The sequence below is a fragment of the Paenibacillus sp. Y568 genome, from assembly GCF_059445545.1.
Genome location: NZ_JCAIUM010000011.1, coordinates 164,788 through 188,692, shown reverse-complemented (window position 1 = coordinate 188,692; position 23,905 = coordinate 164,788). Strand labels below are relative to the sequence as shown.

Genomic DNA, 23,905 nt, shown 5'->3' with positions numbered 1-23,905 from the left:
GCAATAATTGAAGATATTTATAATGACGCAACCGTGTGGGAGTTAGACACAATTATGCAAGAACAAGGTAATTGTTACCTATATGAAAAGTTAGGTTATAAGAGAACAGGAGAAGCAAAAGTGGTCAACGATAAAATGACAATAATATTTTATGAAAAACACGTAATCTAAATATCAATAAATAAATAATAGGAGATTAGACTCAATGATACTATTTTGCGAACAAGATATAAGTATTAGAACACTTGAAGACGAAGACGCAGATTTACTTGTGAAGTGGCTCTCAGATCCCGTAGTATTGGAGTTCTATGAAGGTCGTGATCGACCTCATAATATGGAATTAGTCAAAAAACATTTTTACGAGGATCGCGAAGAAATTACTCAATGCATAATTCAATACAATTCCGTTGATATCGGGTACATTCAGTTCTACATCATTGATGATGAAGAGAAGGAAAACTATGATTATAAAGACTATAAGGGCACAATCTATGGAATGGATCAATTCATTGGGGAATCTGACTTCTGGAACCGAGGAATTGGCACACTTGTGATACAAGAAACGGTTAAATATTTGATAGGGATTAAAGGAGCCAATAAAATAGTGATGGATCCGCAGGCTTGGAACATGAGAGCGCTTAGGGTTTATGAGAAGAATGGATTTATTAAGAAGAAGTATCTTGATAAACATGAATGGCATGAAGGAGAATTAAGAGATTGCTGGCTAATAGAATATGATGCGTCAGAAACCAAGATGATATGATAATAATTCCATGATTATTTTGGAGGAGATATGCTTAAGAATATCAAATCAAAACTAGAGTGATTGGCTGCAGGAACGCGCTCATTTCACTGAGGTGATATTTTTTTTAAAATTAACTAACATGTCAGTCATACTGAGTAACATGTTAGTCATAGTATAAGTCGTGTTACAAAGTTGTACCTTAACCAATTAAAGGAGGGCATTTTGTGGATGCGACTAATTATGTAATCGGTTTCATTATGGTCTTATCATTTTTTGGATTAGTGTGGTATTGCGTTAAGGGATATAACCTTATGGTTGGATTTTTTGTCATGTCTGTATTATGGACATCGGTTGCATTGATCGGAAATGCAATTTCGCCAACCTCAGCTATGGAAGGGAAATCGCTAATTGATGTTTTGACGAATGTCTTCCAGACGGGACCTGAGAATTATGGTAAAGCCATTCTTGTCAATATTTTCTTTGGCGCATTCTTTGGAAGAGTTCTGATTGACACTGGAATTGCCGCCACTTTAATTCGTAAGGTGGTAGAACTCGGTGGAGACAAACCAAGGGTAACCATGTCACTTTTATGTATCGTTACAGCTGTTATTTTTACATCGATGACAGGAATCGGACCGGTTATTTCCATTGCTGTTATTGTATTGCCGATCATGTTGTCACTTGGAATTCCTTCCCCGATCGCCTTGTTCGCTTTCATGGGATCCATTATGGCGGGAATTTTCGGAAACATCGTTAACTTCACACAATATCAGGCTTTCTTTACTTCTGCCAATGAAAGTTATGCCAGCTATGATTATAATACATACTTTTCCTTCGGCATCATTGGTATGGCTGTTTCGCTGGTTGTTGTCCTGATTATGGCTAACCTTTTCTTGAATAAGAAGAAGATTTCCCGTGCATGGGCAGCAACGCCTGATGCTGGAAATACAGTTGATGCACCTGCTATTTCGTGGATTTCAATCATTCTTCCGGTCATTGGAGTGATTGTGTTCAAAATACCGATTATTCTCGGGTTTATCATTGCAGCTTTATTCGCCTTAGTAACTTGTGGCAAATTAAAAGGGGGTTTTGCAAACGTTTCCAGAATGTTGTCGAAACAGTTTGCAGATGGAGCTATCGATGTAGCACCAATGATCGGATTCTTGCTAACCCTGTCTATGTTTAACAATGCAGCAAACTATGCTTCACCTTACTTTAAACTCTTACTGGGTGGGGCAATGCCTACGACCGCGTTGCTGTTATGTATCGTATTTGCCATCTTAACACCGCTTGGTTTCTTCCGGGGTCCTATGAACTTGGTTGGATCCGGCGCTGCTATCCTGTCTGTGGTCGTATCAACAGCGGTGTGGCCCGTACAATTCTTGTATCCATTATTCGCTATTACAACCGTTGCTCCTCAGCATTTGGATGTCACCCAGTCATGGGTTGCATGGGGCTTTGGTTACACGAAGGTACCTGCAAAGGAATATATGAAGATGTCCATACCTACAGGCTGGATTATCGGGATCATCCTATGCGCAGTTGTATTCTTTATGTACGGACACTTAGTTTAAGTTGGATTCATGATAACCGGCTACTAGGTTTAGTAGAGGAGCCGGTTATCCAAACATATAACAATGTTGTATTAAAGGGCGGAGGGGAACCATGGACAGAATGGTAAGAATGGGAATCGATGTTGGAGGAACGCATACAAAAGCAGTTGCAATTGATAACGAAACACAAGAAATTATAGGGAAATCATCTGTAAAAACGACGCATGATCATGAGAAAGGTGTAGCGGGTGGTGTTGTGAAGTGTTTCCAGAATTGCTTAGAGGAAAATAACATTAAACCGGAAGATGTGGTCTTTGTTGCCCATAGTACAACACAAGCGACAAATGCGCTTATTGAAGGAGATATCGCACGAGTTGGCATCATTGGGATGAGTAAAGGTGGCGTAGAAGGTTTCTTAGCTAAAAAACAAACGAAATTGCAAAATATTGATCTGGGAAACAACAAACAGATCAGAATATTTAATAGCTTTATTAATACGAAGAAAATGTCGGAAGCATCCGTGGTACAGGTCATCAATGATCTAATCAGCCAGGGAGCGCAGGTTGTTGTTCCTTCCATGGCTTTTGGCGTAGATAATGGCAGACCTGAAGAAATCGTATATAACGAAGCCGAGAAAAAGGGCATTCCTACTACAATGGCTTCCGATATTACGAAATTGTACGGATTGACTAGAAGAACCAGAACAGCTGCTATTAATGCAAGTATTCTTCCCAAAATGTTGGATACAGCTAATTCAACGGAACAGTCTGTAAGAGAAGCTGGCGTCCATGTTCCTCTGATGATTATGAGAGGCGACGGAGGTGTTATGGAAATCAGTGAAATGAAGAAACGTCCCGTACTTACGATGCTTTCCGGTCCAGCTGCTTCGGTTATGGGGTCTTTGATGTATTTGAGAGCCTCTAATGGTGTGTATTTTGAGGTAGGAGGAACAACTACCAATATCGGTGTTATCAAAAACGGACGACCCGCGATTGATTATTCGATCGTTGGTGGACATCCGACGTATGTCAATTCTTTGGATGTGCGCGTTCTTGGTGTAGCTGGAGGCTCAATGGTTCGTGCGAATAAAAATGGAATTATCGATGTGGGACCAAGATCCGCTCATATCGCAGGATTGGAATACTCGGTATATACAGATCCGGGCAACATCAAAGGAGCACAGGTTGAGTTTTTCTCTCCGAAGCCGGGTGATCCGGCAGATTATGTGGCCATTTCATTGGATAATGGTGAGCGTGTGACAATAACGAATTCGTGTGCAGCTAACGTTCTTGGACTAGTGAAGCCGGATCATTTTTCCTATGGTCATGTGGAGTCGGCCAGAAAGGCCATGCAGGCATTGGCAGATTATTGTGGAACAACGATCGAAGATATTGCACAGCAGATTATGGAAAAGTCATATGCAAAGATTGAACCGGTTATTCTATCTCTTGCAGAAAAATATAAATTAGAGAAAGATCAGATATCCTTAGTGGGTGTTGGAGGCGGAGCAGCTTCCCTAATTGTGTATTTTGCTGAAAAAATGAAACTGAAGTATAGCATTCCTGAGAACGCAGAGGTTATTTCCTCCATTGGTGTTGCTCTGTCGATGGTCAGAGATGTCGTGGAGCGAATCATCCCTTCGCCTTCAAAAGAGGTGATCAGTGCGATCAAGATGGAAGCGATGAACAAGGCCATTCAAAGTGGAGCAACACCGGAAAGCATCGAAGTTCATATTGATATTGATCCGCAAACCTCCAAAGTAACAGCGATTGCTACCGGCTCAACGGAAGTGAAAACCACCGAGCTTCTAAAGGAATGTACGGAAGATGAGCTCATGCAACTAGCCGCGAAAGATATGCGAATTTCAACCGATCAGACGCTGCTATTGGAAAAGACAAGATATATACAAATTTTTGGAGAAAAGGTTGGAAAAGCTGGAGACGCGGGTGCCATACGTATTCTAGACACTAAAGGCTTCATCAAAGTGCAAAGAGGGAGTGCCATGGTCATCAAGACAACTGCAGGAGAATACCTAAATACAGTGAAGAAGTTATGGGAGAATATGGCCGTCTATCAGACGGAACTTATTGCCAGACCAGATTATTATCTATGCATTGGTGCTCGTGTTATGGATTTTACCGCATCTGATTTTGAACAGCTGGAATTATTAATGGATATCGAAGTTTCAACTTTTGAACCAGATACAGATGTGATTGTGGTAGCAGCTAATATCAAGCAAAGTTAACGATTGTCTAAGCGGAACGGAGGAAGTATGCAGGATCAAGTCAAGTTAGGAGAGATGATTCATCATTTGTTGCAGGTAGACGATCAGACTTGGGGATTGTATGCATTTTCAAGAGATATTCTAAACCAGCGGATTCCATTGGACAAAAAGACGGAGATGATTCATAAGGCAATTGCATGTGGAAAAGAATATGCGCAGCGAGTCATCCGTGAATATGGTAGCAAAGATATACGTATGATTGCGACAAAGTTAAAGGTGAATATTGAGTTTCGGGATTCTAAAATCACAGGGAAGCGTGTGCTTTTTGCCAATTACACTCCACCGAACAGAATCGAAATTATGGAAGAGCCGGTGCAACGGGCCGTTCAACTGTTGTCGGGAACGGATGTCATGTTGTATAAACTTGTTCAGCAAAACGATATAATGGATACAATTTTGGGGCATGAAATCTTCCATTTAATAGAGGATGATAATGAACAGGAAATCTATACACGGACCGAAAAAATCTGTTTGTGGAATTTCATGGGATATAAGAACTACTCCACAATACGGACTTTGAGTGAAATCGGAGCCATGGCATTCACCAAGGAATTGAATAACCTGAACTATTCTCCCTTTATGCTGGATGTTCTTTTATACTATAGCTATGATTCTTCCAGTGCGGAGAAAATATATCGTGATGTTCTAGGTGTGAGTTTAGGAAGGTGTAGGGAAACCGTTGAAGACTCTTAATACTAGTGTTTCATTAAATGATGTGACTTACAATAAAATAAGAGAAGATATCATGAATATGACGTTGGAGCCGGGCATGGATGTCAGTGTGCAGAAGCTCTCTGAACGCTATGGTGTCAGTAGGACCCCTGTGCGTGAAGCCGTCGTTCGTCTTCAACAGTCAGGATTGGTGGAAATCTATCCACAGCGAAAAACAGTTGTATCCAAAATTGATTTGCAAAGAGTTCGTGAGGAGTGGTTTATTAGAACTTCATTGGAATCTGCGGTTGTGGATGAATTTATCCGGAAATGTAGCGAACTGGTTGCGGATACCATGCAAGAACTGATCAATACACAAAAGAAGTATATGGATAAAAAACATTACTTTGAATTTTATTGTAAGGATAATCGGTTTCATCAGCTTATTTTTGAGACGGCAGGTGAAGACCTATCTTGGTCTACAATTGAAGAGGTAGCCTCCCATTATAATCGAATTCGGTTGTTGTATGTGAAGATGCAAGGGGTAGACCAATCCGATATTGATATACATGTACAAATGGTGGAGGCAATCCGTAGGCGTGATGTAGCTGCTATGCGTAAAGTTGTGATAGAGCACTCCAATAGCCTATTGGAGCAGGTGGAAAGGATGTCCGTGCAATATCCACATTTTTTCTGAAGGAAACCACTGTAATCATATATGTTGAAAAAGCTAACAGCGCGTACCGATTCTATTAATCGTGCGTGCTGTTTATGTCATCTTGAGATTTGAAACTACTTGCAGATGAGGTTAATTTTGTTAAGATTAAAGTCAGTAGGTTGGAAGGTGTCTATTACAATTATATTGGCATGGAGTTAACCCAAGGGAGTAAACTTTGAAATTCGATAGAGAGTGAGGAAACATGAAATGGACTATGTAAAACTGGGGAATACAGGATTGGATGTATCTCGGCTTTGTCTTGGTTGCATGAGCTTTGGTATCGCAGATCGGTGGATTCACCCATGGGTACTTGATGAAGAGCACAGTCGTCCTATAATAAAAAAAGCACTGGAGCAAGGTATCAATTTCTTTGATACGGCGAATGTGTACGCAGATGGAACAAGTGAAGAGATTGTTGGACGAATACTAAATGATTATGCCAATCGTGATGAGATTGTTCTTGCGACAAAGGTTCATTTTCGGATGCATGAAGGTCCGAATGGTGCTGGCCTTTCCCGAAAGGCAATCATGAGTGAAATTGATAAGAGCCTGTTGCGATTAGGAACCGATTATGTAGATCTTTATCAAATCCATCGCTGGGATTACAATACTCCTATTGAAGAGACGATGGAAGCATTACATGATGTTGTTAAGGCTGGAAAAGCAAGATACATTGGCGCTTCTGCCATGTACGCTTGGCAGTTCCTTAAAGCATTACACGTAGCAGAAAAGAATGGATGGACGAAATTTGTATCCATGCAGAATCATCTAAACCTCATATACCGTGAAGAGGAGCGGGAGATGCTACCCCTGTGTAAGGAAGAGAAAATTGGTGTAATTCCATATAGCCCACTCGCATCAGGAAGATTGACGCGTGATTGGTCGGAGTCCACTCATCGTTCCGAAACGGATCAAGTTCAGAAATCTAAATACGATGGTACTTCCAATACGGATCGTGTAATTGTAGAGCGCGTGGCGGCAATTGCAGAGAAACATGGCGTTCCTCGTGCACAAATCGCTCTTGCCTGGTTGTTGCAGAAAGAACCTGTAACAGCTCCAATTATCGGTGCTACAAAAATGTCTCATCTTGAGGATGGAGTAGCTGCTCTATCGATTACGCTTACAACGGAAGAGATAGCATCTCTGGAAGAGCCTTATGTCCCACATCCAGTCATTGGTGCGGAATGAGATAATAAACTATACGGTGGGTGGTAGTGTAGTGAGTAAATTATCAACCATAACGTATGATTGTTCAGAAGGTGAACAGCTAGGGTACAGACATATGCGAAATATTATATAAATGCTTCAGGTCTTTCTTATCTATTCGTTGTAAAAGGCAGCAATCGATCGAGATAAGTTAGCTCAGAACGTCAGAACATCAGAACGTCAGAAACTCAGAACATCAGAACATCAGAACATCAGAACGTCTTTCATGAACTCAATTAGCAGGAAACTCTCCATCTAATTCCCGGGATTCCTCTTTCAATAATGAATTAACTGGAAATTACCCAGTTAATCACTCGAAAATGTAGTTAATTTGGTTGAATACTCTAATCTAACAGGAGTTTCTCCAGTTAGATTGTATATTACTCAACTTCAAACCACTTTAGCTGGAAAAATTCCTTCTAAATATGTCTCTAGCAAACAAAGTATATTTTTTTCTTTCTAAATATGTCTCTATCTAGCTTTAGGAGATTGGCTCTCCGCCATCTGATGCGTGTATAATGACGAATTGGTACATTTGTTCAAGATTAGTCTGCCTAGTGTGACTATGGATGCGTTAAAACAAGAGAGTCACTATTCTTACTCTTACTTTTAGATTGTAAGAGCCCAGAAGTAGATTGTAAGAGTTCAGATGTAGATTATAAGAGTTCAGACCTAGCATGAACAGAGTTCAGATAGTTACCTGGTAGACATATGCTACCAGGTTGTTTTGCTATATAGAGTACATCCGTAAAGATAGAATACGTACTACCCATCAATTGGTTTGATTACTTTCGCGGGATTTCCACCTACTACAACGTTATCTGGTACATCTTTGGTTACGACAGCACCCGAAGCGATCACTACGTTATTGCCTATTGTAACACCAGGGTTGATGACGGATCTTCCGCCAATCCAGACATTATGACCTATCGTAACTGGTTTCCCATATTCTGCACCTGTGATTCTTTCCATGGCATTCAATGGATGAGTAGCGGTATAGATATGGACTCCTGGTGCTATGAAACAGTTATCACCGATCCGAATCTCACACACATCTAAAAAGACACAATCAAAATTAGCAAAGAAATTCTCGCCAACATGGATATTATATCCATAATCGCAACGGAATGTAGGTTCAATGTATAGATTGGTTCCTGTCGAACCGAACAGTTCTTTTAGTAGCTCTATTCTTTCTGTATGTTCTGATTCTATTGTTTGATTGAATAACCGGGTTAGTCTCCGTGCGTTTGATCGTTCATTTGTTAATACGGGGTCCATGGCCTGATACAACTCACCATTCAACATTTTCTCTTTTTCTGTTTTCATTGTATTTACAACTCCTTATTATGGCTGGAATCTTATCTGTTAATTTCGGCGATCATGAGGGCTAGTCCAAGTTGCTGTAATCCATGTAAATAATCCTGTTTCCAATCACTGGTGGTCAGTACAGGAAGATGTTCTTCCGGAATATAGGTTGCGCTCTTTGTGATGATTTGGTTTGTGAGAGCTTCGTTTACTTCATCGTTGCAAAAAATAACAGAGTGGGGGTTAATCGTAGCTGCAAAGAAAGCCACCAATCGACTAATCGCATCAATCTTTTCTGTATGATTAATACTTACTTTCCCAGGTTCGCTTCCGCTTTTTAACACTTGCATGAAATTTCGGTCATCATACATGGGCACAAATGAAACTTCCCCTGAGAAAAAGGTACTTCCTCGTACAACATCTCCGTTGATCATAATACCGGCACCAGGACCATTTTGACCGAAATATAAGTAGACTAGAGAGGTATAATCGTGATTATCACTTGTTTTGTTGAATCCATAAACTGCTGCGTTCATATCGTTCTCTACGACGACAGGTATAGAAAAATGATCTTCAAAGTATCCTTTTAAATCATAATTATGGAATTGTTCATAGCCATATATATATATAATTCGACCTTCGTTGACCGAACCAGGAACACCAATCGATATGGCACGGATTCTAGGATATTTCACAATAATATCTTCAATGTACTTCGTTAAGCTTAGAATGTCATCCATGAGGAAACTTAATGTTGTGCCTTGTTCTTTCACTTCTCCAAAGCAATTAAAAACGGTATAATGTGTTTCTGATTTCTCTAAATAGATAGCTAAGCCTAGCATATACTCCGGATTGTAAGCATATCTCTGAGCTCTTCTTCCTCCACTAGAATGATCCAGATCCCCTAGTATAAGTTCCCCGTCATTCACCATTTGTTTTAAAAATTTACTAATAGTAGGGAAGCTAATACCGAGTTGGTGACTCAATTCAACCTTTGTAGAACTTTCATGTGTTAGAAGGGCAGCACGGATATTACGATGGATGACTTTCTTCATATCTTTTGGAGTTGTGAGTAAGTCGTTCAATATCGATTCACCTCCTAAATTCACCTGAAAAAACTGCTTATTAAACATATTTAATAAGCTAGAGCAATAATATCAAAAACTATTTTTATTAGCAATAATGTTAACCTTGCAGATTAAAGAAGGGCATTTGAATAGACAAACAAGAACCGTTATAATTATTTCATGACATAAATTATTTACAGCCCTACATGCATTGGATAGGAAGAATGTGGTTTCAACAATGTCTTTTTTACTTACAGCGAAACGTCTTCTGGGTGGCAAATTTCATGCGTTTAAACTTAAAAAGTTCCAGGTATTATTCTTTCTGATTGTGCTCTTGCTGATATCAGGGACGTTATTCTACACCAAAGAAGAAGGACTTTCTGTTCTGGATGCGTTATATTTTTGCGTGATTACGCTAAGCACTGTAGGACATCCTAGCTTTGAACCTCAGACATCCCTTGGCAAAATTCAAAATCTTCACCATGATCTATATCATCGTGGGAACAGGTCTGTTCATAGGAATGGTGGGTCATATGCCGTCTTTGAAAAAGGACGGCTTTTCCAGTTCAACTTGGTTGTCAGATGAACGTCACGAATGGTATGTAATTTCCTTTAAATCCCTATGATATAATGTAATCAATTGATTTGAATCAGAACTTAACTATGGAAGTAGGTGTCAATGCGTTGAGAACAATCGTTGTGATAGGTGGAGGAGTAACCGGATTATCCACCACTTACTATCTACAGAAATCTGTACAGAAGAGTAACTTAGACGTTAAGATCGTGCTGATAGAAGGTAGTGATCGGCTTGGTGGCAAGATTAGAACACTCCATGATGGAGAGTTCACAATGGAGTCCGGTGCGGATTCTATCGTAACACGTAAGACAAATGTCGCTCCCCTGATTGAGGAACTTGGTCTTCAAGATGAAGTTGTATATAATGCAACAGGAATATCCTATATCTATACAGAAGGTAAACTTAAGCAAATTCCGAAAGATTCAGTATTTGGAATACCCTTAAGTATCGAATCGCTTGCCAAGACAGACTTAGTCTCCGCTGAAGGTAAGGTTGAGGCACTTAAAGATTTGTACATCCCCAATGACAAGTTTACGAAAGATGATTCTGTTGGTGATTTTCTTGAAGCTTTTCTAGGAAAGGAACTTGTGGAGAAGCAAATTTCACCTGTCCTCTCAGGAGTATATTCTGGAAAGCTGGATGATCTAACGATTGCATCAACTCTTCCTTATCTAATCGACTATAAGAATGAATATGGTAGTATTATTCAAGGATTATCAGCAAATAAGGCCCAATTCCAAGGGAAAGGCGATAAGAAATTCATGTCTTTCAAGAATGGGGTATCTGCATTAATTGACTCTATGGAGCAGAACTTGTCTGATATAGAGATCATCAAAGGGATTCAAGCTGAACGAGTAGATAAGTACGGAGATCAATACCGGGTATCACTTGCAAATGGTCGTAATCTGGATGCAGATGTGGTTGTACTTGGAACCATGCATTCCACTGCTCAAGCATTGCTCCAAGATGAGGAATTGAACGAGGATTTCAATCAATTATTTAATAGTTCTCTCATCAGTGTGTATCTAGGATTCGATATCCCAGACGGTCAACTACCAGCAGATGGAACGGGATTCATTACAAACAACAGCGACGATGTGAAATGCAATGCCTGCACATGGACAAGCCGCAAATGGGAGCATACATCCGAGCATCAACGTCTTCTAGTTAGATTATTTTATAAGAGTTCAGGACCCCATTATGATACGTTGATCAAGCTCTCAGAAGAGGAGTTACTGGAAGTTGCACTGCATGACATTCAGATCAGTCTTGGTATTACAGGACAACCTATGACTTACGATGTGACGAAATGGCACGATGTAATGCCGAATTATCATATCCGTCATCATCAGATCGTAGAATCTCTTGAGGAGAAGATGGCTACACACTATCCAAATGTGATCCTCGCTGGATGTTCTTATTACGGTGTGGGTATTCCGGATTGTATTGCGAATGGCGAGAAGACGGCAGAACTTATTCATGAGAAGCTTAGTTCGAATTCGAGTTCGAATGCTTCGATGAAGTAGATTGAATTAGCTAATGGCGATGGCATGTGTGCGAAGCCAAACGGTCTTATTCAGAAAGTGACATCGTATTTTGTTAATCAGGTGGGTGTCACGATTTGCGATGAAGAAATGGATCTTAATAGTCCAAAAAGGAACAGACGGTACTTGTGCCGTCTGTTCCTTTTTTATTGATTGTCAGCTAATCAGAATGAACTCACCTTATGAAGGTACTATGTGGATCGATAAAAGAGACTCTTCGTCTTATATTTCCCCGATATCCGTGTCAAATGGATAGTTTTCTTTTCCACAATAGCGAATACAAACTAGAACTGATTGCAATTATGAACATGATAATAACAATGATAAAGACGATATAATATGAACCTGTTTTATCGAAAATGTAGCTAAATAAAGTAGTACCACATGCTACACCCAATGTTGAAGCAGACATGATGGTTGTATAGATCGAAGCATAATCACGATTTCCAAATACTTCGCGTATAACGACGGGTGGTAATAGTGTGCTACCTGAGAAACCAATACCAAATAATAAACTGCCAAGATAAAGTGAAGTTACACCCAGTGAATCGCTAATTAATAAGACAATCACACCGAGCAGTCCTCCACCAATCTCAGTTAAGAGTGCAAGTTTCACACCAAATTTATCGTTAATAGCCCCAAGTAAGAATTTACCTCCGGTTTGACCGATGGTAACGCAGGTCACGACGGTTGCTGCAAGTGTAGCACTAAATCCATTTGACTGTACGAAGTTAGGTACATGAAAACTCACGGTTGATGCTAATCCGAATAATCCAGTAAAGAGCATAATTAAATAAAAAGCACCTGATTTCTGAGCTACAGATTTTGTTACGCCAGCTTCGGGTGCTACTGATATTGCAGAATTTTCTTTTTCTTCACTAGCACCTAGGGCTGTCATATTTAATTCAGAGGGATCTTTATGAATAATGAAAATAGAGAATGGGAGGATTAAGATAGCCACAATCACACCTAATAACATATAAGTGCTTCTCCAGCCAATCGAATCAATAAGTACCCCTGTAATAGGAGCGAATATGGCTCCCCCAATACCCATGAAAGCCATACCAATACCAAGTAATACACCTGAAATATAGAATGGGAATACGGAGTGATAGGTACCCATTAATCTAGAAGCTAAAGCGTTAATAATCCCCGTACTCGTTAATAAAATACGTAAATCGACGTTTTTTTAATATTTTACCCGCAAAAGGAACAAATAGGGTTACGGTGAAATACATCAATGTAGTATACAAACTGATTTCTGCAATTCCAACACCAAGATCTGCGCTCACTGCACGATATAGAAGTCCTGCACAGCTTACGATAATTCCTGCACTTGCTGCATAGATGGCGGCACTTGCCACCAGGATCCACCAAGCATAGTGAATACCTTTTTTCTTATTATTCATGATATATCTCCTCCCGTTAAAAAAGATCTGATGTCATCAGATCTTCTCCGAACCCAATATTATTTTAATAATATTGTTTTATTGAATTGTGAATCCACCGTCGATTGGTACGGCAACACCACTCATAAATTTAGCTTCATCAGAGGCTAAGAATACAGCTAAATCAGCTACTTCATCAACTTGACCAAAACGTCGAGTGGGTACAGGCTCTTTGGAAATATTAGCTAATACATCCTTAACTAATTGTGTTTCAATGGTGCCTGGACAAATGGCATTGATCTTAATACCATAACGAGCATATTCAGAAGCTAAATGTTTGGTATAACCTATTACAGCATGCTTGGTAGCTGTATACGCTGCGCCACCTTTACCAGCCACTAAACCAGCGACAGATGCAATATTAACAATGGATCCTGTACCACGTTCAATCATGCTAGGTAATACGGCATTCGAAATTTCAAATACACTTGTTAAGTTGATATTAACTAAGAAATTCCATTGTTCTAATGATGTATCTAAAGATGTGGCATACTTATCAAATACACCAGCATTGTTTACTACAATATCAATTGGGCCAAATGAATCTACTGCAGATTTCACCATGTTTTGAATGTCTTCTGTTTTTGTTACATTCACAGCAACGGCGACCGCTTGTCCACCGAATGCTTCAATCTCTTTTGCAACTGCTTTAGCACCCTCAATGTTTAAATCTGCGACGATGACTTTAGCGCCTTCTTGTGCAAAACGAATAGCTTCTTCTCGACCCATACCTGATGCGGAACCTGTTATAATCGCAACTTTACCTTTTAATCTCATTCTATATACAACCCCTTCTTATTCGAATACAATGCATTAACGACCATATTCTAGCTCAAAAAGAATCAGTTAACTTATTAGCATTACATGATGTATCTTTTATCGGATTGAATCAGGATTTTAGTTTTAGAAAATTAACAGATTCGTATTGCGAACAAATGCATTTCAGTCCTTTATATCAATATGAAGTGGAGGAGCCAACTATTATTTTGCAACTCGTGAAAAATGGACGTGGTATTTCCTTTTCTCCTAAATCATCTATTAATCTTTATCCAGATCACATTAAGCATTTACGAATTGAACAATCATCATTCAAGAGGACTATTGGTCTTGCGATTCATCGTTATCAATATCGGTCAAATTTGACGACTGAATTCATTAACCATTGTAAGGAGTATTACGACGGAATATAAAGTGAATAACAGGAAATGCTCCATCTAATCCAGTCATATGGACATCATAGTCACGAATAATGGGCAAGTTAACGGTAGAATTTCCAGTTAGATAAGGGAATGGTACAGATAAAGGAGTGTTATGATGCGAAAAATCGTGCTCGTACGTCATGGTCAAAGTGAGTGGAATTTGGAGAATAGATTCACAGGTTGGACTGATGTTGAATTATCTGCCAATGGATTAGGTGAAGCGAGAAGAGCTGGAGAGATTTTAAAAGAAAATGGTTACTTGTTTGATGTGGCTTACACTTCGGTTCTCAAACGTGCTATAAGAACTCTATGGATTATCCTTGATCAGATGGATCTAATGTGGATTCCTGTACATAAATCATGGATGCTGAATGAGAGGCACTATGGCGCATTACAAGGTTTGAATAAAGCGGAAACGGCTGCTAAATATGGTGAAGAGCAAGTTCATCTCTGGAGAAGGTCTGTTGACGTAAGACCCCCTGCTCTTGAACGGAATGATCTAAGATACGATGGATCTAATCCCAAATACAAAGATATCATTGATCTGATTCCCTTGACTGAAAATCTGGCGGATACAGAGGAAAGAGTACTAAATTACTGGCATAACGTTATAAAAACTTCAATTCTGGCTAAACAGAATGTAATTATATCTGCACATGGAAATACGATTCGAGCCCTTGTTCAATACTTGGATCATGTTCCTTCTGATGGGATTGCAGATTTAAGTATTCCAACTGGAATCCCCCTGGTCTATGAAATTGATGACGATTTAAAACCATTAAAACACTACTATTTGGGGTTATAATGTATGCTTCTCAAGCACCTTTCTGCCTCCAACCTGAGAAGGCTCTATCCTTATACAAGTTGACATAACTAAGATAGGGGGATACAATAGTTTTATGACTATCAAACTATATTCTATTAAAGATGATGAAAAACGTGCTAAGATCTTCAAAGCATTAGCAGAAGTGAAACGAATCGAAATGATTCGATATATTCACCAACATCGGGAGATCAACACATGTGGATCCATTGGTGAATCAATGGGAATGGACAAATCCAATGTGTCATACCATCTGAAAATTTTGTACGAAGCTGATCTAGTAAGTGTTGTACGAAATGGACAGAATAAGATGGGGCAGCTTAGAGAAGATACATTTACCGAATTTTTACCGGGTTTCTTGGACAGTTTATAATATGTCCGGGAACCCCTCATTTTTGAATAAAGATTTGAAAGTTTTAAGACTATTAAATCATTGTTATGATAGTCCAAACAAAATTTAATTCAACGGAGTAGTGATCATATGAATCAGCAATTAAAAAATAGACAAATTCTCTTAGCTTCACGTCCAGTTGGCATGCCAACGGAGAAAGATTTTGAATTCAAAGAAGTACCTGTGATGGATGCACAAGAGGGACAAGTCGTGGTAAGTACGTTGTACTTATCGGTTGACCCCTACATGCGTGGAAGAATGAGTGATGCTAAATCATATATTGCGCCATTTAACCTTAATGAAGTTATTGGTGGAGGAATTGTAGGAGAAGTAGTAGAGTCGAAGTCGGAGTTGTTCCAAGTGGGGGACAAAGTGATCGGCATGCTAGGTTGGCAGCTATATAATACCGTAGACGCTAAGACTGTACGCAAAATTGATGAGTCTATTGCTCCTGTATCAGCATACTTAAGTGTTCTAGGATTGACAGGTCTTACCGCTTACTTCGGTCTACTAGATATCGGTAATCCTAAAGAAGGAGAAACAGTTGTCGTATCGGGGGCTGCTGGTGCTGTTGGCATGTTGGTTGGACAGATTGCCAAGATCAAAGGAGCTCATGTTGTTGGTATCGCAGGTACCGATGAGAAATGCGATTATTTGAAGAATGAACTTGGTTTTGATGCAGCGCTTAATTATAAATCAGACAATCTAGAACAGAATTTGGAGAAGGCTTGCCCGAACGGGGTTGACGTTTATTTTGATAATGTAGGTGGACCGATATCCGATGCTGTAATGAATTTACTTAATGATCATGCACGTATTCCACTATGTGGTGCTATTTCTTCATACAACAGCACGGACAGGAACTTAGGTCCACGCATTCAATCCAAATTGATTAAGACACGTTCACTAATTCAAGGTTTCGTACTCAGCGACTATGCAGATCGTCAATCGGAAGGACTTGAGGAACTTGGTAAATGGCTGTCCGAAGGTAAACTGAAGTATGAAGAGACTATTGTGGACGGCTTCGATAATGTAGTAGAGGCATTCTTACAATTATTCCAAGGTGCTAATCTGGGTAAAATGCTTGTTAAAGTGAGCGATTCTGAGTCATAAGATAATCCATAAAGGAGAGAATGGGCATGGAGAACTACGAGAATTTAGTTAAACAGCAGCGCACATTCTTCCGAACTGGAAAGACGAAGGATATACAGTTTCGGGTGGATTCGCTAAATACATTACAGAATGCTATTAATCAACATGAAGAAGAGTTGCTTGCTGCATTACGAAAGGATTTGAATAAATCCGAAGCAGAAGGGTACTCCACGGAAATTAAGCTCGTACTTGAAGAAATTAGATTTTCTCTAGAAAATTTGGCGTCTTGGGTACAACCTAAGATTGTAGATACGCCTGCTTTTATTGCGGGTGCTTCTAGCGTCATCTATCCTGAACCGTACGGTGTTGCGCTGATTATTGCACCTTGGAATTATCCGTTCCAGTTGGCGATTGCACCCTTAATTGGAGCAATGGTAGCAGGTAATTGCGCGGTGTTGAAGCCATCTGAATTCACGCCTACTACATCTAAAGTGCTTGCTAAACTCGTCAAAGAGAACTTCCCAGAACATTATATTGCCGTAATTGAAGGGGAAGTCGAGACCAGTACTGCGCTCTTAAAAGAAAAGTTCGACTATATTTTCTTTACAGGTAGTACAGCGGTAGGTAAAGTGGTGATGGAAGCGGCGGCTAAGCATTTGACTCCTCTAACGTTAGAACTTGGTGGCAAAAGCCCGTGTATCGTACACAGTGATGCAGACCTTAAGTCTGCTGCTAAGAGAATCGCTAGAGGGAAGTTCCTAAATGCGGGACAGACCTGTGTGGCACCAGATTATATTTTGATTCAGCGTAAGGTAAAGGATCAGTTTCTGAGCGAATTAAAAGATGCTATTCACGCCTTATATGGTGAAGATATTTCTCAGAACCCAGACTTTCCTAAAGTGGTCAATGAGAAGCAATTCAATCGCTTAAGTTCTTTCTTGAACGATGGAACATTATATTTCGGCGGTAGAAGTGATGCTTCTCGACTGTTTATTGAACCAACCGTGCTTGATCAGATCACATGGGCGGATCCTGTAATGAAGGATGAGATATTTGGGCCCATCCTTCCGATCATTCTGTATGACGAATTAATAGATATTATCGATGAGATTACGCAACGTCCGAAACCACTTGCACTGTATATATTTTCTGAAAGCACCGAAATACAGGACCAGATGCTCAATAGTATTTCATTCGGTGGGGGATGTATTAATGAAATATTGGCACATCTAACATCACCTTATCTACCTTTTGGAGGTGTGGGTGAGAGTGGTATGGGTTCTTACCATGGTCAAGGTAGCTTCGATACATTCTCGCATCACAAAAGTGTCTTAAAACGTAAAGCGGAATAACCACCACAGGTGATCTCCGCTCTAAGTATAAAAAGAAGCCCTATCATCTATATGATGGGGCTTCTTCTGTTATATTTCGTATTCTTACGAGAGTGTGATCTAGTATGAGTTTACTTTTAGCTAAAACTAATATATTATGTTCTAACGTAGATAATGATTATCCACGTTAGAGTGCCATGAGTAATCATCAAACGATTCACAGTATTGCTAATGCTAATAGAGGTGATTCTAATGCATATGAAAACAGGCGTAGAGCAATCGGTGTATGCCATTATTTTACTAAATATGCTACCAGACAGAGCCGTTTTACCCGGGGATGCGATAAGTCAACAATTAGGAACTTCAGCAACCTATTCTCAGAAGTTGTTAAGACGATTAGTGTGTGCCGACTTAATTACGTCTGTTTCTGGAATAAAGGGTGGGTTTAAGTTGAAAAAGAAACCTGAAGATATTCAGGTCTACGATATTTACCTTGCTATAGAAGGTCAACAAACGTTGTATTCATCTAATGGTATTCTTGATGACATGCTTGCCTTGGAGAAGGATGAGAGTTGTTGCTTGTTAACGGAGTTAATGGAAGAAGCCGAAGAATCCTGGAAATCTGTTCTGAAGCGCGAGACCATAGCTTCATTAGCCGTGGAAATGAATACGGAACGTTTTCAAACGAAGATGAAATCTTTACAAGGTTGGATTAGAGAAACAATGGTGTTGTAAAAAAGACAGAGAAGGGAAGTTAGAACGATGAAATTAAGCGTTTTGGATCAAGCTCCCGTTACCTTTGGAAATACAGCAGAGAGTGCTTTGAAAAAGGCTGAGGAACTAGCGATTTATGCAGATCAACTGGGTTACACTCGGATGTGGATGGCAGAACACCATAGCGCAAATTCATTTGCTAGTTCTGCGCCTGAAGTAACAGCAGCTCATTTGGCAGCCAAAACCCACAACATGCGAATCGGTACTGGGGGAGTAATGATGATGCATTATTCCCCATTGAAACTTGCTGAAGTGTTTAAAACACTTAGTGCTTTTTCACCAGGTCGAATTGACTTCGGCGTAGGTCGTGCTCCAGGAGGAGATACCCAAGCGATGTACGCATTAGCTGAAGGACGTCAACTCATGTTGAATAACATGTATACTAAATTTGATACCGCGTTGAAATTGATCAATGATGAAGTACCACAAGATGACTTGTACAATAAAACAAGTGCGATACCATCACACATTGTTTTGCCGGAAGCTTGGCTTCTGGGTTCAAGTGGAAACAGTGCGCTGAAAGCAGCTGAGATGGGCGTTGGGTATTCTTTTGCACAGTTCTTCAACGGAGCTATGTCCAATGAAATTCTAGATACCTATAGAAGTAACTTTAAAGCGTCGGCATTCATGGATAAACCTGAGATTACAGTTACTTACATGGTGACTACAGCCGAGACGAAAGAAGAAGCGGAGTTCGAAGCATTGCCGCAGGATATTTTCCGTCTAATGATGATGAAGGGCCAGTTTAGACAAGTATTAACGCCCGAAGAAGCACAGAATATTCCACTTACCGAAATGGATCGTATGATGATTAAAGAAAATCGCAAAATACATCTAGTAGGTGCTGTTAAAGATATAGCGACGATGCTTCAAGAGGAACAGGAGCAATATGGTTTTGATGAAGCGATGATCTGTAGTATTCCACATTCACAAGAGAAACGTTTGGAAGTTTATCGCTTATTGGCACGGGAATTATTTTAATATACACACTAAAATTTATAAAGAATGAGGGATTACGATGATGATTACAAGCATACAGCGTATAAATGAATTAGCGAGAAAGCAAAAGGCAGAAGGATTGACCTTAGCTGAAAAAGTGGAGCAACAATCATTGCGTGAAGATTATTTGCGTGAAATTCGAGGACAGGTTCTGAATACCTTCTCTGGATTAACAGTTATCGATCCACTTGGAAATGATGTCACACCAGATAAGATTCGTGTAGAGAAAGAAAAGACACTAGATAAGAACGAACCCAGTGAATAACTTCTGAATCATAACCTAGCAATTTAATGAACCAATACCTAAAGGGACGGCAGTTGTGGACTAGAAATAATGTCCAGAACTGCTGTTCCTTTAGGTTAATTCTGCTGTTGATAATGACTATATATGTAGGCAAAGAGGGACCCGAACAGATATCCTGTTCGGGTCCCTTTTTCTCAACAATTTTTTCGTTGTTTTAAGCTTTATCTACTGCAAGCTCTTTATCTAATTCAGGTTCCTTCGGAGTAGTATCGTTTGATGTTCTAAGCGGAAGCTCCTTCAGGAAGAAGACAAGAACAAACGCAACACAAAGCACGATCGTTCCTGTTAAGAACACGGATGACAACGTCTGACCCAATGCGTCACGAATACCGTCAATCATCTGTATGAATACAGGTTGAACATCAGCAGGAAGATTAGCTTGAGTCTGTTCAAGCATTGGTTTGTTCATCAGTGCTTGAGGATTAGCGAAAGTAAGCATTTGCTCTGTCAATTTCGGATCGATCTTACTGAAATCTGGTGCCGAGGAAGATTGCAAAGCAACCTTCAAGTTATGCGTTAGTTTATTCGACATAACCGTACCCATAACCGCGATACCGATCGTACCACCAAGATTACGGAATAACTGAGAAGAGGCTGTCGCTACACCTAACTCTTTGTGGGTAACTGCATTTTGTGTAGCCAATGAGAACACAGGCATACCAAGACCCAATCCAAGACCAAAAACAGCCATACTTAGAACTGCCATCGGTACATTATTCATGAATACCATAATAGTCATACCCACGATCATAATTGGAATTCCAATTAAGGCATAAATCTTATATTTTCCTCTTTTAGCCATCTTCTGTCCAGTAATGGCACTAGCCACAACCATGACGATTGACATCGGCATCGTTACATATCCAGCATAAGTTGCGGAAATACCTAGTACACCCTGTACGAAGAAGGAAAGATAGATCATAGCACCCATCATACCAAAGTTCATAATAAATCCAATAATATTGGAGATCGTGACTACGCTATTTTTAAATAGATGTAGTGGCAAAATAGGGTTGCTCGCTTTCGTTTCAACAAATAGGAAGATCAGAGCTGAAACTACAGTTCCTGCAAACAGACTAAGGATTTCCGGAGATCCCCATGGATATGTTGTGCCTGCCCAAGTGAAAGCAAGAAGCAGTGGCACGATCGTTGTTGTCATAAATAGTGATCCTAGATAATCAATACTTGAGGATTCCCCACGTCTCCCCCCCTTAGGGAACAAGGTGAGAATCATCACGAAGGCTACGACACCAAGCGGAAGGAAGATCCAGAACAACCAATGCCAATCTAGATTGTCGATCAAATATCCTCCAAGAGAGGGTCCAAGAACACTGGAAAAACCGAACACGGCCATCATGAGACCCATCCATTTACCACGTTCACGAGGAGGGAATAAGTCTCCTACGGCAGTAAATGCAGTGGACTGGATAATACCAGCACCAATACCTTGAATACCACGGTAAATAATGAATTGATATACGTCTGTAGAGGTACCTGTTAGAAAGGCACCAATCATAAATAGTAAAATACCTGCTAACAAAAAGGGTTTGCGTCCGAACATATCGGATAGCTTACCAACAAGGACTGTTGCAATTGTTGATGTCAGTAAGTAAATGTTGATAGTCCAAGTATAATAATCCATACCATCTAGAATTGAAATAATACGAGGCATAGCTGTACTTGTAATGGTCTGATTAATCGCTGAGAATAACATAGCAGCCATAATAGCAATCATAATACTAAGTTTTCGTTTACTTGATAAATGTTCCATGTAGTTCTTCTCCACCACTATTCTATGATTATCGTTTGTCTATTTCTTTAATTAACACGCCAAATATTCTTCTCAAATGCTCACGATCTTCTTCGGGTAATAATTTGAAGTAAGACCCTATAACTTCTTGTTGGCTTTCCTTCAACTTACTGATCATTTCTTCTCCTTTCTTAGTTATCGTAATATTAACAACTCTTCGGTCACATTCTGCGCGCTCTTTATTAACGTAACCTTCGGCAAACAAATGATCTGTTATGCCTGTGATGGCAGCAGACGTAAAGTTGAGAGAATCGGCTAACTGGGATACCTTTTGTGGACCATCCTTGGATAACGACAATAGTGTCTTGAAGTGTGTCATGCTTAATTCGTGTCCTTGTCTGTTCCAGTCCTTGGTAATTCCTTTTAAAAAAGTTTTGAACATCGATGAGATTTCATATAAATCTTCATTTTTATCCAAAATTAAACCTCCTATATAAATTAGGCGGGAATCTGTAAGATCCTTAAATTTATAGTTAATTACTTAATAATTAACTACTAAACTAATAAGCCGAGAGTTAATGTATCATTTATTTTTATTTTCGTCAATAAAAAGGTGGAAAAATATTGTATTGTACACTTGCTATTTTATCACTTGAGTAGTAAAGTGATATTAAGGTTAACGATGGGAGGGTAAACGATATGCAAAATAACACGCTGGGTTCGTTGATCTGGTTACGTTTACTGCGGTTTACAAATCAAAGTAATCATATGTCGAATGATTTTTTAAAGCGTTTCGATTTAACGGTGGCTCAATTCGATGTACTTGTGCAAATACGTATATATCAGCCACTTACACAAATGGAATTAGCTGAAAGAGCAACAGTGACACAAGGTGGTATTTCACGTATGCTCGTCCGCCTTGAGAAAGATGGTTATATTGTTCGTAAGCAAGATTGGAAAACCAAAACAATCTGTCTTACAGCGAAAGCTGAAGATATCTTAGAGAAGGCTATGCCAGAACAACTTGCATTTCAGTCGTCGTTTTTTGACGATGTATTAAATGAAGAAGAACGAAAAACACTATATTCATTCATGACACGTATCCATAAACATAGCCAAAATAAAGATATACCTAAGTAATTTTTTTTGCATTATCAGTTGATTAGTCAAGTTATAAAAGAGGAGGAACTACCATGTATACCATTTCTGGACATCACCACATTTCGATGATTACGAAAGAGGCACAAATAAATAATTATTTCTATCAGCATGTATTAGGACTACGCCGTGTGAAAAAAACTGTCAATCAGGATGACCCTAGCATGTATCACTTATTCTACGGAGATTTAACAGGTAGTCCGGGAACAGAGTTATCGTTCTTTGAGATACCGAATGTAGGTAGAACCGTTCGTGGTACAAACGCTATCACACAAATAGGCTTGCTTGTGCCATCTTTTGCAAGTTTGGAATTCTGGAAACACCGTTTTGAATTGTTCAATGTGACTCATGGCGAAATTACAACTTATGCTGGCCGAGATGCTTTGCATTTTGAAGATGCAGAAGGCTTACGGATGATTTTGTTAAATAATGAAGGCAAAGAGATTCCTGAGAACTGGTCAACATGGGAGAATTCCACTATTGAGCAACAGCATCGCATTCTGGGAATGGGTACTACCGAAATAACGGTGCGTCACTTAGATCGCTTAGCGCAAACATTAACGAACTTGCTAGGGTATGTCGAAGTATCTCGAACAGATCATGAAGGGATTTATCAGTCCGTTGCAGGGCAGTCATTTGGTGAGATCTTCATTAAACAGCTAGATGGACCTAGTGAAAAGCCTGGAAAGGGAAGTATTCATCATTTGGCTATCCGTGGTAAGAACGAAGACGAGTTACGCTATTGGGAAAAGGTCATTAAGGAACGAGGATTCCATTCCTCTGGCGTCGTGGATCGGTTTTACTTCCAAAGCTTATATTTCCGCGAATCCAATGGCATTCTCTTTGAACTTGCAACAGACGGTCCGGGCTTCACAACCGATTCAACAATTGAGTCACTTGGTGTCGAATTAGATTTACCCCCATTCTTAGAAGAACGTCGTGCTGAGATAGAAGCAAATTTAGTCCCAATTGATTAAGTCACGATA

At 39.7% G+C, this 23,905-nt stretch carries 24 protein-coding genes and 1 pseudogene; 18 read left to right on the top strand and 7 right to left on the bottom strand.

Annotated features, from left to right (window positions below; genetic code table 11):
- The first annotated feature begins 205 nt into the window (after nucleotides 1-205).
- From AC1D7X_RS16835 to AC1D7X_RS16810, 6 genes are all read left to right on the top strand, one after another.
- Nucleotides 206-763 (top strand): GNAT family N-acetyltransferase, encoded by a 558-nt coding sequence (locus AC1D7X_RS16835; protein WP_495475696.1) that lies wholly within the window; start codon nucleotides 206-208, stop codon nucleotides 761-763.
- Between the two features lie 206 nt (nucleotides 764-969).
- The gene (locus AC1D7X_RS16830; protein WP_495458256.1) at nucleotides 970-2,319 is read left to right on the top strand and encodes a citrate transporter; all 1,350 of its coding nucleotides are present in this window, start codon (nucleotides 970-972) and stop codon (nucleotides 2,317-2,319) included.
- 91 nt (nucleotides 2,320-2,410) lie between these two features.
- The gene (locus tag AC1D7X_RS16825; protein ID WP_495475695.1) at nucleotides 2,411-4,543 is read left to right on the top strand and encodes a hydantoinase/oxoprolinase family protein; all 2,133 of its coding nucleotides are present in this window, start codon (nucleotides 2,411-2,413) and stop codon (nucleotides 4,541-4,543) included.
- A gap of 27 nt (nucleotides 4,544-4,570) precedes the next feature.
- Entirely contained in the window at nucleotides 4,571-5,275 is a 705-nt protein-coding gene (locus AC1D7X_RS16820; RefSeq protein WP_495475694.1) for a hypothetical protein, read from the top strand.
- Nucleotides 5,276-5,297: 22 nt separating this feature from the next.
- The gene (locus AC1D7X_RS16815; RefSeq protein ID WP_495458271.1) at nucleotides 5,298-5,930 is read left to right on the top strand and encodes a GntR family transcriptional regulator; all 633 of its coding nucleotides are present in this window, start codon (nucleotides 5,298-5,300) and stop codon (nucleotides 5,928-5,930) included.
- A 228-nt stretch (nucleotides 5,931-6,158) separates the two neighbouring features.
- Nucleotides 6,159-7,139, top strand: coding sequence for an aldo/keto reductase (locus AC1D7X_RS16810; RefSeq protein ID WP_495458259.1), 981 nt, complete (start codon nucleotides 6,159-6,161; stop codon nucleotides 7,137-7,139).
- Between the two features lie 783 nt (nucleotides 7,140-7,922).
- On the opposite strand, the gene AC1D7X_RS16805 is transcribed toward AC1D7X_RS16810, so the two are convergent.
- Together AC1D7X_RS16805 and AC1D7X_RS16800 are read right to left on the bottom strand one after the other, a co-directional pair.
- Complete coding sequence (locus AC1D7X_RS16805; protein ID WP_495458260.1) at nucleotides 7,923-8,483, bottom strand: maltose acetyltransferase domain-containing protein; 561 nt, start codon at nucleotides 8,481-8,483, stop codon at nucleotides 7,923-7,925.
- A gap of 32 nt (nucleotides 8,484-8,515) precedes the next feature.
- On the bottom strand, nucleotides 8,516-9,547 hold the full coding sequence (locus AC1D7X_RS16800; protein ID WP_495458261.1) for an ROK family transcriptional regulator: 1,032 nt from the start codon (nucleotides 9,545-9,547) through the stop codon (nucleotides 8,516-8,518).
- A 220-nt stretch (nucleotides 9,548-9,767) separates the two neighbouring features.
- On the opposite strand from AC1D7X_RS16800, the pseudogene AC1D7X_RS16795 reads away from it, so the two are divergent.
- Nucleotides 9,768-10,155, top strand: a pseudogene (locus AC1D7X_RS16795) (potassium channel family protein).
- 58 nt (nucleotides 10,156-10,213) lie between these two features.
- On the top strand, nucleotides 10,214-11,632 hold the full coding sequence (locus tag AC1D7X_RS16790) for a protoporphyrinogen oxidase (RefSeq protein ID WP_495458262.1): 1,419 nt from the start codon (nucleotides 10,214-10,216) through the stop codon (nucleotides 11,630-11,632).
- A gap of 262 nt (nucleotides 11,633-11,894) precedes the next feature.
- Here AC1D7X_RS16790 and AC1D7X_RS16785 read toward each other — a convergent pair whose 3' ends face one another.
- The 3 genes from AC1D7X_RS16785 to AC1D7X_RS16775 form a co-directional block, all read right to left on the bottom strand.
- Nucleotides 11,895-12,773: an MFS transporter gene (locus tag AC1D7X_RS16785; protein ID WP_495475693.1), complete on the bottom strand. Its 879-nt coding sequence runs from the start codon at nucleotides 12,771-12,773 to the stop codon at nucleotides 11,895-11,897.
- A 19-nt stretch (nucleotides 12,774-12,792) separates the two neighbouring features.
- Entirely contained in the window at nucleotides 12,793-13,059 is a 267-nt protein-coding gene (locus tag AC1D7X_RS16780; protein WP_495475692.1) for a hypothetical protein, read from the bottom strand.
- 78 nt (nucleotides 13,060-13,137) lie between these two features.
- Nucleotides 13,138-13,875, bottom strand: coding sequence for an SDR family NAD(P)-dependent oxidoreductase (locus tag AC1D7X_RS16775; RefSeq protein ID WP_495475691.1), 738 nt, complete (start codon nucleotides 13,873-13,875; stop codon nucleotides 13,138-13,140).
- Here AC1D7X_RS16775 and AC1D7X_RS16770 point away from each other — a divergent pair.
- The 8 genes from AC1D7X_RS16770 to AC1D7X_RS16735 all read left to right on the top strand — a co-directional run bounded on the left by AC1D7X_RS16770 (nucleotide 13,869) and on the right by AC1D7X_RS16735 (nucleotide 19,972).
- Nucleotides 13,869-14,288: a LysR family transcriptional regulator substrate-binding protein gene (locus tag AC1D7X_RS16770; protein WP_495475722.1), complete on the top strand. Its 420-nt coding sequence runs from the start codon at nucleotides 13,869-13,871 to the stop codon at nucleotides 14,286-14,288. The two genes, AC1D7X_RS16775 and AC1D7X_RS16770, sit on opposite strands and share 7 nt — an antisense overlap.
- Before the next feature lie 124 nt (nucleotides 14,289-14,412).
- Nucleotides 14,413-15,102: a 2,3-diphosphoglycerate-dependent phosphoglycerate mutase gene (gene gpmA / locus AC1D7X_RS16765; RefSeq protein ID WP_495456663.1), complete on the top strand. Its 690-nt coding sequence runs from the start codon at nucleotides 14,413-14,415 to the stop codon at nucleotides 15,100-15,102.
- Nucleotides 15,103-15,196: 94 nt separating this feature from the next.
- Entirely contained in the window at nucleotides 15,197-15,493 is a 297-nt protein-coding gene (locus tag AC1D7X_RS16760; RefSeq protein WP_495456664.1) for an ArsR/SmtB family transcription factor, read from the top strand.
- Nucleotides 15,494-15,601: 108 nt separating this feature from the next.
- On the top strand, nucleotides 15,602-16,624 hold the full coding sequence (locus tag AC1D7X_RS16755) for an NADP-dependent oxidoreductase (RefSeq protein ID WP_495456665.1): 1,023 nt from the start codon (nucleotides 15,602-15,604) through the stop codon (nucleotides 16,622-16,624).
- A 26-nt stretch (nucleotides 16,625-16,650) separates the two neighbouring features.
- A complete protein-coding gene (locus tag AC1D7X_RS16750) occupies nucleotides 16,651-17,955 on the top strand; it encodes an aldehyde dehydrogenase (RefSeq protein ID WP_495475690.1) in 1,305 nt (434 codons plus the stop codon).
- Nucleotides 17,956-18,186: 231 nt separating this feature from the next.
- Nucleotides 18,187-18,669, top strand: a complete 483-nt coding sequence (locus tag AC1D7X_RS16745; RefSeq protein ID WP_495456667.1) for an Rrf2 family transcriptional regulator — start codon at nucleotides 18,187-18,189, stop codon at nucleotides 18,667-18,669.
- 27 nt (nucleotides 18,670-18,696) lie between these two features.
- Nucleotides 18,697-19,689 carry an LLM class flavin-dependent oxidoreductase gene (locus AC1D7X_RS16740; RefSeq protein WP_495456668.1) on the top strand — a complete coding sequence of 331 codons (993 nt, stop codon included), beginning with the start codon at nucleotides 18,697-18,699 and terminating at the stop codon, nucleotides 19,687-19,689.
- Nucleotides 19,690-19,729: 40 nt separating this feature from the next.
- Nucleotides 19,730-19,972 (top strand): DUF896 domain-containing protein, encoded by a 243-nt coding sequence (locus AC1D7X_RS16735; RefSeq protein WP_495456887.1) that lies wholly within the window; start codon nucleotides 19,730-19,732, stop codon nucleotides 19,970-19,972.
- Between the two features lie 193 nt (nucleotides 19,973-20,165).
- Here the strand turns inward: AC1D7X_RS16735 and AC1D7X_RS16730 are convergent, their stop codons facing one another.
- Both AC1D7X_RS16730 and AC1D7X_RS16725 read right to left on the bottom strand, forming a co-directional pair.
- The gene (locus AC1D7X_RS16730) at nucleotides 20,166-21,782 is read right to left on the bottom strand and encodes a DHA2 family efflux MFS transporter permease subunit (RefSeq protein WP_495456669.1); all 1,617 of its coding nucleotides are present in this window, start codon (nucleotides 21,780-21,782) and stop codon (nucleotides 20,166-20,168) included.
- A gap of 28 nt (nucleotides 21,783-21,810) precedes the next feature.
- On the bottom strand, nucleotides 21,811-22,239 hold the full coding sequence (locus tag AC1D7X_RS16725) for a MarR family winged helix-turn-helix transcriptional regulator (RefSeq protein ID WP_495456670.1): 429 nt from the start codon (nucleotides 22,237-22,239) through the stop codon (nucleotides 21,811-21,813).
- A gap of 221 nt (nucleotides 22,240-22,460) precedes the next feature.
- Between AC1D7X_RS16725 and AC1D7X_RS16720 the strand changes: the two genes are divergently transcribed.
- Together AC1D7X_RS16720 and AC1D7X_RS16715 are read left to right on the top strand one after the other, a co-directional pair.
- Nucleotides 22,461-22,901 carry a MarR family winged helix-turn-helix transcriptional regulator gene (locus AC1D7X_RS16720; protein WP_495456671.1) on the top strand — a complete coding sequence of 147 codons (441 nt, stop codon included), beginning with the start codon at nucleotides 22,461-22,463 and terminating at the stop codon, nucleotides 22,899-22,901.
- Nucleotides 22,902-22,954: 53 nt separating this feature from the next.
- A complete protein-coding gene (locus AC1D7X_RS16715; RefSeq protein WP_495475689.1) occupies nucleotides 22,955-23,896 on the top strand; it encodes a ring-cleaving dioxygenase in 942 nt (313 codons plus the stop codon).
- Nucleotides 23,897-23,905: the final 9 nt, after the last annotated feature.